The 13,194-nt window shown below is 73.2% G+C and carries 13 protein-coding genes and 1 riboswitch; of the genes, 9 read left to right on the forward strand and 4 right to left on the reverse strand.

The annotated features are described in order from the left end of the window. Positions 1 to 81: 81 nt before the first annotated feature. The 4 genes from ACMCNK_RS06120 to ACMCNK_RS06135 all read left to right on the forward strand — a co-directional run bounded on the left by ACMCNK_RS06120 (position 82) and on the right by ACMCNK_RS06135 (position 3,713). Positions 82 to 1,335 carry an IS110 family transposase gene (locus ACMCNK_RS06120; RefSeq protein ID WP_412734627.1) on the forward strand — a complete coding sequence of 418 codons (1,254 nt, stop codon included), beginning with the start codon at positions 82 to 84 and terminating at the stop codon, positions 1,333 to 1,335. A 301-nt stretch (positions 1,336 to 1,636) separates the two neighbouring features. Next, positions 1,637 to 2,890 carry an IS110 family transposase gene (locus ACMCNK_RS06125; protein WP_412734627.1) on the forward strand — a complete coding sequence of 418 codons (1,254 nt, stop codon included), beginning with the start codon at positions 1,637 to 1,639 and terminating at the stop codon, positions 2,888 to 2,890. 19 nt (positions 2,891 to 2,909) lie between these two features. Then, positions 2,910 to 3,311: a hypothetical protein gene (locus ACMCNK_RS06130; RefSeq protein WP_412735428.1), complete on the forward strand. Its 402-nt coding sequence runs from the start codon at positions 2,910 to 2,912 to the stop codon at positions 3,309 to 3,311. Positions 3,312 to 3,398: 87 nt separating this feature from the next. Further along, entirely contained in the window at positions 3,399 to 3,713 is a 315-nt protein-coding gene (locus tag ACMCNK_RS06135; protein ID WP_412735429.1) for a hypothetical protein, read from the forward strand. A 433-nt stretch (positions 3,714 to 4,146) separates the two neighbouring features. Here the strand turns inward: ACMCNK_RS06135 and ACMCNK_RS06140 are convergent, their stop codons facing one another. Next, positions 4,147 to 4,860, reverse strand: coding sequence for a helix-turn-helix transcriptional regulator (locus ACMCNK_RS06140; RefSeq protein ID WP_412735430.1), 714 nt, complete (start codon positions 4,858 to 4,860; stop codon positions 4,147 to 4,149). A gap of 50 nt (positions 4,861 to 4,910) precedes the next feature. Here ACMCNK_RS06140 and ACMCNK_RS06145 point away from each other — a divergent pair, with 50 nt between their 5' ends. Continuing rightward, complete coding sequence (locus tag ACMCNK_RS06145; protein ID WP_412735431.1) at positions 4,911 to 5,717, forward strand: DUF2249 domain-containing protein; 807 nt, start codon at positions 4,911 to 4,913, stop codon at positions 5,715 to 5,717. Between the two features lie 43 nt (positions 5,718 to 5,760). On the opposite strand, the gene ACMCNK_RS06150 is transcribed toward ACMCNK_RS06145, so the two are convergent. From ACMCNK_RS06150 to ACMCNK_RS06160, 3 genes are all read right to left on the reverse strand, one after another. After that, complete coding sequence (locus tag ACMCNK_RS06150) at positions 5,761 to 6,612, reverse strand: hypothetical protein (RefSeq protein WP_412735432.1); 852 nt, start codon at positions 6,610 to 6,612, stop codon at positions 5,761 to 5,763. A 46-nt stretch (positions 6,613 to 6,658) separates the two neighbouring features. Next, complete coding sequence (locus tag ACMCNK_RS06155) at positions 6,659 to 7,612, reverse strand: AraC family transcriptional regulator (protein WP_412735433.1); 954 nt, start codon at positions 7,610 to 7,612, stop codon at positions 6,659 to 6,661. A 180-nt stretch (positions 7,613 to 7,792) separates the two neighbouring features. Continuing rightward, positions 7,793 to 9,121, reverse strand: coding sequence for an aminotransferase class V-fold PLP-dependent enzyme (locus tag ACMCNK_RS06160; RefSeq protein ID WP_412735434.1), 1,329 nt, complete (start codon positions 9,119 to 9,121; stop codon positions 7,793 to 7,795). Positions 9,122 to 9,158: 37 nt separating this feature from the next. Beyond that, a riboswitch (SAM riboswitch) is annotated at positions 9,159 to 9,271 on the reverse strand. A 118-nt stretch (positions 9,272 to 9,389) separates the two neighbouring features. Here ACMCNK_RS06160 and epsC point away from each other — a divergent pair. From epsC to feoB, 4 genes are all read left to right on the forward strand, one after another. Then, positions 9,390 to 9,956 (forward strand): serine O-acetyltransferase EpsC, encoded by a 567-nt coding sequence (gene epsC / locus ACMCNK_RS06165; protein WP_412735435.1) that lies wholly within the window; start codon positions 9,390 to 9,392, stop codon positions 9,954 to 9,956. Beyond that, positions 9,953 to 10,876, forward strand: coding sequence for a cysteine synthase A (cysK, locus tag ACMCNK_RS06170; protein WP_412735436.1), 924 nt, complete (start codon positions 9,953 to 9,955; stop codon positions 10,874 to 10,876). Before epsC ends, cysK begins: the two co-directional genes overlap by 4 nt. 110 nt (positions 10,877 to 10,986) lie before the next feature. After that, a complete protein-coding gene (locus ACMCNK_RS06175) occupies positions 10,987 to 11,256 on the forward strand; it encodes a FeoA family protein (protein ID WP_412735437.1) in 270 nt (89 codons plus the stop codon). Beyond that, positions 11,253 to 13,193, forward strand: coding sequence for a ferrous iron transporter B (feoB, locus tag ACMCNK_RS06180; protein WP_412735438.1), 1,941 nt, complete (start codon positions 11,253 to 11,255; stop codon positions 13,191 to 13,193). The genes ACMCNK_RS06175 and feoB overlap by 4 nt, the downstream gene beginning before the upstream one ends. The last annotated feature ends 1 nt before the right edge of the window (position 13,194 follow it).

Raw genomic sequence — 13,194 nt, forward strand, 5'->3', positions numbered from 1 at the left:
CGTAGAGCGCCGGTTAGTGACCACCCGGCCGTCAGCCCCGCTCGTCGAGTCACGTCGCTGCCAGCGTTTGTAGGAGTTGTGTTGTCTCTCAACGTCGAAGGAGCATCCTTCTTCGTCGGAATCGACTGGGCCGCCGAGACTCACGCCGTGTGCGTGCAGGACGAAGCCGGCCGGAAGATCGCCGCGTTCACCATTGAGCACACCGCCGACGGCCTGGCCGGCCTGACCCGGCGGCTGGCCCGCATCGGCGAGCCCGAGACCATGCCAGTCGGGATCGAACGCCCGGACGGCCGCCTGGTCGACGTGCTGCTCGAAGCCGGCCACCCGGTGGTGCCGGTCAAACCGAACGCCATCAAAGCGTGGCGCGACTCCGAGGTGCTCTCCGGCGCAAAGTCCGACGCCGGCGACGCCGAAGTCATCGCCGAGTATCTGCGGCTGCGTCGGCACCGGCTGCACCTGGCCACCCCGTACTCGGCGCAGACCAAGGCCTTGCGCACCGTGGTCCGCACCCGTGGTGACCTGGTCGAGATGCGCGTCGCGGCCACCAACCAGCTGTCCGCGCTGCTCGACGCGCACTGGCCCGGCGCCAAAGCGATCTTCGCCGACGTGGAATCGCCGATCGCCCTGGAATTCCTGACCCGTTACCCGACCGCCCGCCACGCCCAGCACCTGGGCGTCAAACGCCTGGCCGCGTTCTGCGTCAAGCACGGCTACTGCGGCCGGCGCCCCGCCGAGCAACTCCTGGCCCGGCTGCGCGGCGCACCCGCCGGCACCCTGGACGAGACGCTCTGCGAGGCGGTCCGTGACACGGTCCTCGCCCTGGTCACCATCTTGAAGGCCATGGTCGGCGCACTCAAGGACCTCGACCGCAGCACCATCGCCACACTCGGAGAGCACCCAGACGCGCCGATCTTCACGTCGCTGCCAAGGTCTGGTCAGATCAACGCCGCCCAGATACTCGCCGAGTGGGGCGACTGCCGGCAAGCCTACGACAGCCCCGACGCCATCGCGGCGCTGGCCGGAGCCACCCCGGTCACCAAGGAATCCGGCCGACACCGAGCTGTGCACTTCCGCTGGGCCTGCAACAAGCGCTTCCGCGTCGCGGTCACCACTTTCGCCGACAACAGCCGCCACGCCAGCCCATGGGCCGCGAAGGTCTACACCGACGCCCGAGCCCGCGGCCACGACCATCCCCACGCCGTCCGCGTACTCGCCCGCGCCTGGATCCGCGTCATCTGGCGCTGCTGGCAGAACCGCACCGCCTACGACCCCGCCCGGCACGGCAACGCAAAACGCCTCATCCAACCCGGACAAAACGATTTGCTCGTTGCCTGAGGTTGACACAGGGAGTGTCATGACCGCACCGCCATCGGTGCGGGGCCTGGGCTCGCGGTCACTAGGGCACCATCCCTTCGACAGGATCTTGGAAGTAGGGTCTTGTCGATCTCGGCGAGGTTCGGGAGATGGCTTGGTGCGGTCGCCCTTCGAGGGCCTTCATGACACCGCCACTCCCGGGCCTTGCCGGGGCTGCCTGACCGGCAACAGGGAGATGCGCCGTAGAGCGCCGGTTAGTGACCACCCGGCCGTCAGCCCCGCTCGTCGAGTCACGTCGCTGCCAGCGTTTGTAGGAGTTGTGTTGTCTCTCAACGTCGAAGGAGCATCCTTCTTCGTCGGAATCGACTGGGCCGCCGAGACTCACGCCGTGTGCGTGCAGGACGAAGCCGGCCGGAAGATCGCCGCGTTCACCATTGAGCACACCGCCGACGGCCTGGCCGGCCTGACCCGGCGGCTGGCCCGCATCGGCGAGCCCGAGACCATGCCAGTCGGGATCGAACGCCCGGACGGCCGCCTGGTCGACGTGCTGCTCGAAGCCGGCCACCCGGTGGTGCCGGTCAAACCGAACGCCATCAAAGCGTGGCGCGACTCCGAGGTGCTCTCCGGCGCAAAGTCCGACGCCGGCGACGCCGAAGTCATCGCCGAGTATCTGCGGCTGCGTCGGCACCGGCTGCACCTGGCCACCCCGTACTCGGCGCAGACCAAGGCCTTGCGCACCGTGGTCCGCACCCGTGGTGACCTGGTCGAGATGCGCGTCGCGGCCACCAACCAGCTGTCCGCGCTGCTCGACGCGCACTGGCCCGGCGCCAAAGCGATCTTCGCCGACGTGGAATCGCCGATCGCCCTGGAATTCCTGACCCGTTACCCGACCGCCCGCCACGCCCAGCACCTGGGCGTCAAACGCCTGGCCGCGTTCTGCGTCAAGCACGGCTACTGCGGCCGGCGCCCCGCCGAGCAACTCCTGGCCCGGCTGCGCGGCGCACCCGCCGGCACCCTGGACGAGACGCTCTGCGAGGCGGTCCGTGACACGGTCCTCGCCCTGGTCACCATCTTGAAGGCCATGGTCGGCGCACTCAAGGACCTCGACCGCAGCACCATCGCCACACTCGGAGAGCACCCAGACGCGCCGATCTTCACGTCGCTGCCAAGGTCTGGTCAGATCAACGCCGCCCAGATACTCGCCGAGTGGGGCGACTGCCGGCAAGCCTACGACAGCCCCGACGCCATCGCGGCGCTGGCCGGAGCCACCCCGGTCACCAAGGAATCCGGCCGACACCGAGCTGTGCACTTCCGCTGGGCCTGCAACAAGCGCTTCCGCGTCGCGGTCACCACTTTCGCCGACAACAGCCGCCACGCCAGCCCATGGGCCGCGAAGGTCTACACCGACGCCCGAGCCCGCGGCCACGACCATCCCCACGCCGTCCGCGTACTCGCCCGCGCCTGGATCCGCGTCATCTGGCGCTGCTGGCAGAACCGCACCGCCTACGACCCCGCCCGGCACGGCAACGCAAAACGCCTCATCCAACCCGGACAAAACGATTTGCTCGTTGCCTGAGGTTGACACAGGGAGTGTCATGACCGCACCACCATCGGCGGCAGCCGCGGCGACCGGGCGTGATCGCCGCAGCGACCGGCCGCGCCTCATCGCAAGCCCGGAGGCGCACGCGACGAAGCCCACGACCGCGGCGACGTTGAGCGCCCCGGCCCACCGCCACACCACGGCCAGCCCGGCAGCGTCGCCGAACCCGATGCGGGCGAGCAGCGACCCGTGCAGCACGGCAAGCGGCACGTACAGCAGCCGGTGGTACGGCAACGGCCGCCGGAGCACCGCGGGCAGGATCACCGGCGCGTACACGAAGATCATCGACATCGTGAAGCCGAGGAAGACCGCGTGCAGCACCGCGTCGTACCGGGGCCCGTCGAGCGCCGCTCCGGCGCCCGCCCACACGAGTCCGGCCAGCGCGAGCCACGCGTAGCCGGCCAGTAGGCCGACCGCGGCATACCGCGGCAGCCCGCGGCCCCGGACCGTACGGCGGGCCACGTCGAACACCGCCAGCCAGCCGGTGACCGCCAGCAGACCGGCTCCGAACAGGTGCGCCCCGGCCGCCGGGTCGATCGTGGCGGCGGCGGCGCCGGCCAGCAGGGCCAGCAGCGCGGCGAGCAGCCAGCGGGGTGCGGAGGCGGCGGGCATCCCCACGTGCGCCAGTTCCAGCCGCTCCCCCGCGATCGTGGCGACCACGAAGACGACCAGCCACGGCACGGTCTCGGCGACCGGGAAGCCGGCCAGCCACAGCAGCGTGACCGCGTACCAGGCGAACGCCCCGGCCGCCTGGGCGAGCAGCGCGGCCCCCGGCTGCCGCTGCCACAGGGCGCGGTAGATGCCCAGCAGGAGCACGGCGGCCAGCATCAGCAGCCCGTGTCCGGCCGGCCCCGGGCCGGCGATCACCAGCAGGGCGGCGCCGGCCACGGAGCAGGCCGGCGCGAGCAGCGCCCAGCGGGCACCGAGCGCGACCGCGCGCTCCAGCGCGATCAGGGTGCCGACGAAACCGAACACCATGACCGGGCCGTGCACGCGCTCCACCGGCACCGACGGCGCGGGCACGGGGAATGCGAGCAGCAGCAGGGCGGTGTACAGGCCCACGGCCAGCGACAGGCCGCCGCCCGCCAGCACGGGCAGCCGCCAGGCGACCGGCCGCCGGTCCGAGCCGGGCGCAACCGGCCGCGGGACCGGGCCCGGCGCAGGCGCAACCGGCCGCCGGATCGAGCCTGCCGCCGGGGCGCCGGGGTGGCGCGGGCGCGGTGCGGCGTTCATCAGCCGGCCTCGGCGGCCGGGGCCGGCGACGACCCGGGCAGGCGGACCACGCAGGCGTGCGCGGCGCCGAAGGGCTCCAGGACCGCATCGTCGGCGCCGACACCGTGGTGGGCCAGGACCCCGCGGACCACGCCGAGGTGCAGGCCGCACATCGCATCCGGGTTCTGCCCGACCAGCTCCAGGAAAGGACACGTACGCAGGTGCAGCTCGACGGCGCCCTGCGGCTGCCCGGGTGCCCGGTCCGGGTCGAAGCCGAGCCCGCCGAGCACCGCGGTGACCGCCTCCACCGGGCCGGGCTGGGGCGGGCCAGCGGTAGCGAGCTGCCGCCCCCAGTCCTGGCCCACGCGGGCGGCTGCCTCGCGGACATCCCCGCCGGACGCGGCGGGCAGGTGGTCGAGCAGCGCGGCCGCCAGTGACCGGTACGGCGCCGGAGCGGGATCCGCGGCGGTGGCGCGGTAGCGCCAGGCCGGTCGGCCCGGTGCCCCGCCGCTGGCGCGCGCCTTGACCAGCAGCCCCGCGTCGACCAGCCGGTCGAGGTGGGTGCGGGTGGTGGACAGGTGCTGCCCGGTGTGTGCGGCCACGTCGGCGGCGGTGAGACCGCCGGACGCGGCGCGGACCAGGCCCAGGATCTCCACCCGGCTGTCCGAGCCCAGGGCCCGGTACCGGTGAGTGTTGATCGTCTCCCCGTCGGGGCCTTTCCGCTGGGTTTCCATGGTGCTTAACGTTATAACGTCAAACGACGTCAAAACCAGTGGAGGGTTCCATGTCACAGCCGGACCAGACCGCCGACCAGCGCGCCGCCCACGCGGTCGTGCGCCACCACGCCCAGTTGGCGGCCACCTTGACGGGCCACGTCGTCGACCTGCTCCGCACTGCCGAGTTCGGCACCCTGCGCGACGTCTGGCAGCGGCGCAACGCGCTGGCGACCTGGCTGCACGACGAGCTGCTGCCCCACGCGTACGCGGAGGAGGCCGCGCTGTACCCGGCGGCCGCGGACGAACCCGGTGGCCGTCTGCTGGTGGAGGGCATGATCGCCGAGCACCGCGCCATCACCGCACTGGTCGAGGAGCTGGAGGCGACCAGTTCCGCGGTGGCCGCGGCAGCCACCGCCCGCGCCCTGCAGGTGCTGTTCATCGCCCACCTCGCCAAGGAGAACGACCTGATCGTTCCGCTGCTGGTCTCCGCCCCGGCGGTCGATCTGGCCCGGCTCCTCGACGGGATGCACGACCTGATCGGCGGTCACGGCGAGACGGAACCCGGCGGCTGCGGCGGCAGCTGCGGGTGCGGCGGGGACGCCGCCGGTGCGGCGCAAGCGTCCGCGGAGGTCCTGACGATCGATCCGCGGCTCGACGTCCGCGACATCCCGCACGGTGAACGCCACGCCCGGGTCCTCGCCGCGCTGGACGCGCTGCCGGACGACGGCGCGCTCGTCCTGGTGGCCCCGCATGCCCCGCGGCCGTTGCTCGCCGAGATCGACGCCCGCTACGCCGGGCAGGTGGCAGCCCAGTGGTTGCAAACCGGGCCGGACGTCTGGCAGGTCCGGCTGCACCGCAACTCCGTGGCCGCCTGAACCACCCCCGGCCCGGGCCGGGCGCGTCGCCGAGCCCGCCGCGTCACCGTGACTCGCGGCGGGCCGCGAGAGCGCGGTCGGCGTGCGCGATGCGGGCCCGGCGCAGGTAGAGCAGTGCCGTGGTGTCCAACTGGCGGCGGAAACCGCGCTGGATGGCGGGGATGCTGCTCCCGGCCGCGGCGGCGATGTCGGCCAGCGTCAGCGGCCGGGCCGGATTGGCGTCGATGAACTCCACCGCGCGGCGGACCGCGGCAGCCTGGACCCGCGGCCGCTCGGTCGGCTCGACACTCGTGTGCGGGTAGGTGGCCAGGGCAGTCACGGCGATCAGGTCGATCGCGGCGGCCAGCAGCACAGGGTCGGCCAGGACGCTGTCCGGAGCGCCCAGCACCTGGTGCAGGAAGCGCATCGTCGCGCGGAAGTGGCGACCCAGTGCGGGTGTCACGGGGCTCCGGGAGGTGAACCGGAACCGGTCCGGGTCCACCCCGGCGTGGGCCGCGACCGGGGCGACGGGCAGCCGCAGGATCTGGCTGGCGGCATTGCGGGCGATCACCGTGAACGGCTCCGCCACCGGATAGGCGAGGCTCTCACCCCGGCCGATCTCGGTGTAGCCGCCGCCGGTGCGGAAGCCGACGCGCCCACGGAGCGGCGTGATGAAACACAGGTGGTCGAACGACGGGAAGTCGGCGTCGAGGTCGATCCCGGAGTCGACCGTGTCGGCCGTCAACGGCCCGGCGATCGCGCTGCGGTGCCGGTGAAAGAACGTGCGCTCATCCCCGGAGATCCGCAACCGGGCGTCGGCGTAGAGGTCTCGTACGAGCGCGACGGCCAGCTGTGGATCGGTGGCCACCAGATCGAAACGGCGCACCGGAACGGTGTCACCGGCTGCCGATCCCATCGGGCATCCCTCCTCGGCGCATGGTCGGACGGGCCCTCGGAAGCACTCAGCGCCGCATCGTGAGCCGGGGTGACTGCCCGTATGCGGTGCGGTAGTAGGCGGCGAAGCGTCCGAGGTGGCCGAACCCCCACCGGCGGGCCACCTGCGCCACGCCCGTGTCGGGATCGGCGCACTGCAGGTCGCGGTGGGCGTGGGCGAGCCGGACCCGGCGCAGGTAGAGCATGGGTGTGGTGTCGAGGTGCCGGCTGAACCCGGCCTGAAGGGCGCGGACGCTGGTCCCGGCCGCCTCCGCGATGTCGGCCAGGGTCAGCGGCCGGGCCGGATTGGCGTCGATGAACTCCACCGCGCGGCGTACCGCGCCCGACCGGATCCATTGCCGCCCATGGTGGTGGGGTGTGTGCGGGAACGCCGCCAGCGCCGCGGCCGCGGCGGCATCGATCGCGCCGGTCAGCACGAGCGGGTTGGCCAGAGCCGACTCCCTGGCCAGCAACGCCGTGTGCAGGTACCGCATGGTGGCGCGGAAATGGCGGCCGAGTGCGGGGGTGACCGGGTTCATCGAGGCGAACCGGAACCGTTCGGGGTCCAGCCCGGCCCGCGTCGCGACCGGCCCGACCGGAAGTTCCAGCGTCAGCACCCGGCCGTCGAAGTCGCCGGCGGTCGCGGTGAACGGTTCCGCCACCGGATAGGCAAGAGTGTCACCCGGACCCAGCGTTGCCTGGCCGGTCCCGGTGCGGAAGCCGGCCTGGCCGCGGTCGGCGGTGAGAAAGACCAGGTGGTCGAGGAACGGGCAGTCCAGGTGAACGCCGATCTGGCTGGCGATCGCGCTCATCCCCATCGGACCGGCCACCGTGGTGTGCTGCCGGTAGAAGAACGTCCCGGCGTCACCGAAGATCCTGACCCGGGCGCCGGCGCAGGCATTGAGGGTTATCTCGACAACCTCCTGGGGGTCGGCCGCGACCACTTCGAACCGCTGCACGGGGATGGCATCGTCAACGGGCACCTCGGTCCCCTCCGTGGTACGGCGTGGCATCCCGGCCCCGCCGCCCGTCGCGGGCGGCGGGGCGTCGACCGTGACCGGCCGGGACGGATTCGAACGGCAGATCACGTCGATGTGAATGCCCGATCGACACCTACAGGGCATACCCGCCGGGCGGTCCCGTACACCAGAGGCCGTTGGTCCCTAGCGGGCGCCGAACGACTGTGTGCACCGGCCGCCAGGGCGCGCGGCGATCTGTGCCAATGCGGCGACGAGCCGGTCGACATGCTCCACTGTGGTCCCGGCGCCGATGCTCACCCGCACCGCGGTCGTCGGCGGCGCGGCGGGCGTCGCTGCGGCGGGAACCGCCGCGAGCAGATGACGGGTCAGCGGATGCGCGCAGAACAGGCCGTCACGAACCCCGATGCCGTGGTCGTCGGCCAGGCGCCGGGCCACCTCGGCGGACTCCAGCCCGGCGACGACGAAGCTCACGATGCCCGTCCGTGGATGCCCCGGACCGAACAGGGCCAGCCGCTGCACGCCCGCGACACCCGCCAGCCCCGCGTCCAGCCGATCCAGCAGCCGCTGCTCGTGCCGGGCAAGGCCCGCCCAGCAGGTCTCCGTCAGTGCCGCACACACCGCAGCCAGCGCCACGGCCCCGACCAGGTTCGGCGTGCCGGCCTCGTGCCGCGCGGGGCCACCGGTCCACTGAACCGTCGCGTCGGCGTCCACGTGCCGGGTGGCACCGCCGCCGCGCAGGTACGGCTCGGCGTCGTCGAGCCAGTCGGCGCGCCCGGCCAGCACTCCCGCACCGAACGGCGCGTACAGCTTGTGGCCGGACAGGACGACGTAGTCGGCGCCGAGCGCGGCCAGGCTCACCGGGCCGTGCGCCGCGAGCTGCGCGGCGTCGACGACCACGCGGGCGCCGTACCGGCGTGCCACCCGGGCGATCTCGGCGACCGGCCACACCTCGCCGGTGACGTTGCTGGTCGCGGTGACCGCCACCAGCGCCGGACCGTGCCGGCGCAGCGCCCGGTCCACCGCGGCGACCGCGTCGTCCGGCGTACCGGGCAGCGGCAGACGGATCGCCCGGCGCCACGGCAGCAGGTTGGCGTGATGCTCGCCGACGAACGTGAGCACGTCGGCACCGCGCGGCACGGCGTGGGCGAGCAGGTTCAACGCATCCGTGCTGTTGCGGGTGAAGACCACCTGGTCACCGGCGCGGCAGCCGACGTACCGCGCCACCGTGGCGCGGGCCTGCTCGTACGCACGGGTGCAGTGCCGGGACAGGGCCCCGGCCCCGCGGTGGACGCTGGCGTACGTCGGCAGCAGCCGGGCGACCGCCTCGGCCGCCACCGCGGCACACGGGGCGGTGGCGGCGACGTCCAGATTCGCGTACGGAAGCAGGCGCCCGTCGGTGACCCGGACCCGCACGTCACCGCCCAGCACCGCCAGCGGGTGTGCGGGTGTCGGCGCCGGTGGGTCGAGGTCGGTGGGCTGCGGCAACAGGGGGTGGACCGAAGTTGGGTACACGTCGACTCCGCGTGGTGTCCAGGGACCGGCGCAGGCCGATCCGCGCTTGCCCCGCCGCTGCGGCAGGGCCAGGTCGTCCCCGGAGGCACCCCGCCGCGGATGGAGGGTTGCCGACCAGCCAGCCGGGGCTTGTCGCTGGTACTCAGGACCACCGCGCACGTTACCCGATCACGGCGCGCAGCGCGCCGGGGCGACGGACCCTGTCCGGCGGGGTTATGCGTCCGTACCGTCGGCCCTCCGAACGTCGCGATACCTGCGTGGAGGACACGTGCTGGACGACGTGCGCGCCGCATGCCGGCGCGACCCTGCCCTGCGGGGCGCTCTCAAGATCGAAGCGTGGCTGTATCCCGGGCTGTGGGCACTGTGGTCGCACCGCCTGGCCCACCGCCTGCACCGCCGGGGCCTGCCGCTGCTGCCGCGGGCGCTCTCGCAGTTCACCCGGCTGGTCACCGGCGTCGAGATCCACCCCGGAGCCACGATCGGGCGGCGGCTGTTCATCGACCACGGCGCCGCGGTCGTCATCGGGGAGACCGCCCGCGTCGGCGACGACGTGACGATGTACCACCGGGTCACGCTCGGCGGGCGCGGCTGGTGGCGCGACACCGGCCGTGCCCGGCGCCACCCCAGCGTCGGCGACAGGGTCGTCCTCGGCGTCGGCGCCACCGTGCTCGGGCCGCTGCACATCGGCGACGACGCCGAGATCGGCGCGCACTGCCTGGTGCTGGCGGACGTCCCGGCCGGTGCGCGGCTGCGCGCACCGGCCGCCGTGGCCCGGGTCCGAACCCATGTCCGTCCCCGGCGCCGCGCCGGCACCCGCCCAGGAGCTCTGACGTGATCTTCCGCGACGCCACTGAACTGATCGGCCGCACCCCGCTGGTGCAGTTGTCCCGCTTCGACCCGGACCTGCCGGTCCGCCTGCTGGCCAAGCTCGAGTCGCACAATCCGGGCGGCAGCGTGAAGGACCGGATCGCGGTGGCCATGATCGACGCCGCCGAACGCAGCGGTGAACTCATCCCCGGCACCGCGATCGTGGAGGCGACCAGCGGCAACACCGGTATCGGACTGGCGGTCGTGGCCGCCGCCCGCGGCTACGCGCTGACGCTGACCATGCCGGAGAGCATGAGCGCGGAACGGCGTGCCCTGCTCACCGCGTACGGCGCGCGCCTCGTGCTAACCCCGGCCGCCGAGGGGATGTCCGGGGCGGTACGCCGGGCCTGGCAGATCGCCGACGAACAGCGGGCGTTCCTGCCCCGCCAGTTCGACAACCCGGCCAATCCCGACGCGCACCGGCACACCACCGCACGGGAGATCTGGGACGACACCGGCGGCGACGTCGACGTGCTCGTCGCCGGCGTCGGCACCGGCGGCACCATCACCGGGGTCGGCCAGGTGCTGAAGGAGAAGAACCCGGACCTGCACGTGGTGGCCGTCGAGCCGGCCGAGTCACCGGTGCTGTCCGGCGGGGCCCCCGGCCCGCACGGCATCCAGGGCATCGGCGCCGGGTTCGTACCCGAGGTGCTCGACCCCACCGTGTACGACGAGGTCGTGCTGGTCGACGTCGGCCACGCTCGGGCGGCCGCGCGACGGCTCGCCCGTACCGAAGGGCTGCTCGCCGGGGTGTCCGGCGGTGCCGCGCTGCACGCCGCGACGACGGTCGCGCGCCGGGCCGTACACGAGGGACGCACGGTCGTGGTCGTGCTGCCCGACGGCGGCGAACGCTACTTGAGCACGCCGCTGTTCGCCGCCGCCGGCTGAGGGCGGCGCCGAGGCCCGCCAAATCGGGTACAAGGTCACCTCCGCTCCCGGTTTCGTGAGCTTAGCCTGCCCTTATCCACGAGGGATACGGGTGCGAGGCGGAGGGCCACATGACGGGTACGGGGCGCAACGATTCGGAACGGCAGACGTTGGCCGACCTGCCTCCGGGCGCCCGCGCGCGGGTGGCGTCCGTCCGGGTGCCCGGCTCCGCGGTGACCGCCCGGCGGCTGATGGACCTCGGCTTCACCACCGGCACGGAGGTGCAGGTGGTACGCCGGGCACCGTTGCGCGATCCCGTGGTCTACCGGGTGAAGGACTACGAGATCTGCCTGCGCCGGGCGCAGGCGTCGTGCGTACAGGTCGTCGAGGTCTCCCGGTGAGCGTCTCCTGTCACGACGGCGGCGGCCGGCTGCCCGGCTCGGTGCACGCGGCGCGCGTGGCGCTGGTCGGCGCCCCGAACGCCGGCAAGTCCAGTGTGTTCAGCGCCCTGACCGGGCGCCACGCACGGACGGGAAACTATCCCGGGGTGACCGTGTCCCGCTCCGTCGGAGTCTGCCGGGCGGGCGGGGACCGTTTCGTGGTCGAGGACCTGCCGGGCGCGTACGGGCTGGATCCGGTCAGCCTGGACGAGCAGGTCATGGTCGACGTCCTCGACGGCGGCACCGACGGCGCGCCGCGCCCGGACGCGTTGCTGCTGCTGGTCGATGCGACGACGTTGCGGCGGTCGCTGGGGTTCGCCGCCCAGGTGCTGGCCCGCGGGCTACCGACGTGTGTGGTGCTGACGTTCACCGACGAACTGGCCCGCCGCCACGGCGCGGTCGACGCCGACGCGCTCGGCCAGGCCCTCGGGGTGCCGGTCGTCGCGGTGATCGGTCACCGCCGCCAGGGCATCGCACCGCTGCGCGCGCTGCTGTCCGGCTGGCGGGACTGGCCGGTGCCGGTGCTGCCGCCACCACAGGACCCCGGCGAACGCGACGCCTGGGCGGAGTCGGTCCTGGCGTACGCCGGATACCGCGCGGCACAGCGTCACCGCATCACCGATCGCATCGACGCGGTCGTGCTGCACCCGGTCTGGGGCGTGGTGGTGTTCTTCGCGGTGATGACGGTGTTCTTCCAGACCGTCTTCACCGTGGCCGCCCCGGCTCAGACCGCGATCGAGGCACTGTTCGCCCAGGCGTCGGGCTGGGTGGCGGCGCACGTCGGCAATCCGTGGCTGTCGGGCCTGCTCGGGGATGCGCTGATCGGCGGCGTCGGCGGGGTACTCGTCTTCGTCCCGCAGATCATGCTGCTGTTCCTGCTGATCGCCGTGCTGGAAAGCGTGGGATACCTGTCCCGCGCCGCGTTCCTGATGGACCGGGTGATGGCGCGCGCCGGGCTGGAGGGGCGCGCGTTCGTGGCGCTGCTGTCCTCGTTCGCCTGCGCGGTCCCCGGGATCATGGCCACCCGGACGCTGCCGTCCGCCCGGGACCGCATCGCCACGATGATGGCGGCACCGCTGGTGACCTGCTCGGCGCGGCTGCCGGTGTACGTGCTGCTGATCGGCCTGCTGGTCGACCCGTCGGCGCGGGTCGGGCCGTTCGGGGTACAGGGGCTGGTCATGTTCGGCATGTACCTGCTCGGCGCGGTGTCGGCGATGCTCGCGGCGTGGGCGTTCAAGAAGCTCGGCGACCGTCACGGCGATCCGGCACCGTTCCATCTGGAGATGCCGCCGTACCGGCTGCCCGCGCCCCGGTCGGTGCTGCTGGCGGTGTGGCAGCCGGCGCGGGCGTTCGTCCGTAAGTGCTCGACCGTCATCGTGTTTACCGCGGTCGCGCTGTGGCTGCTGCTGAACCTGCCGCTGCACTCGAACGCCGAGTTGCGGGCGGCCGGTGTGCGCCCCGCCGACCGGGCGGCGTATGTGGTCGACCACAGCTATGCCGCCGGGCTCGGCCGGCTGGTCGCGCCGGTCTTCGATCCCCTGGGCTTCGACTGGCGGATCACCGTGGGCGTGCTGTCGGCCCAGGCGGCCCGCGAGACGTTCGTCGCCACCCTCGGCCAGGTCACCGCAGCCCAGGACCCGGAGGATCCGGGTACGGCGCTGCGCGCCGTGACCTACCGCGACGGCCCGCGTGCCGGGCAGCCGGTGTTCGGGCCGCCCACACTCGCGGCGCTGCTGGTGTACTTCGCGTTCGCCCTGCAGTGCATGGCCACCGTCGGGGTCATCCGGCGCGAGACCGGCACGTGGCGGTGGCCGGTGGTGGCGTTCGCCTACCTCACCGCGACGGCCTGGCTGTTGGCGTACGTGGCCCGCGCCGTGACCGTCCTGCTGGGCGGCTGAC

The organism is Krasilnikovia sp. MM14-A1259, from assembly GCF_047159535.1.
In the GTDB taxonomy this organism is placed as follows: Bacteria; Actinomycetota; Actinomycetes; order Mycobacteriales; family Micromonosporaceae; genus Actinoplanes.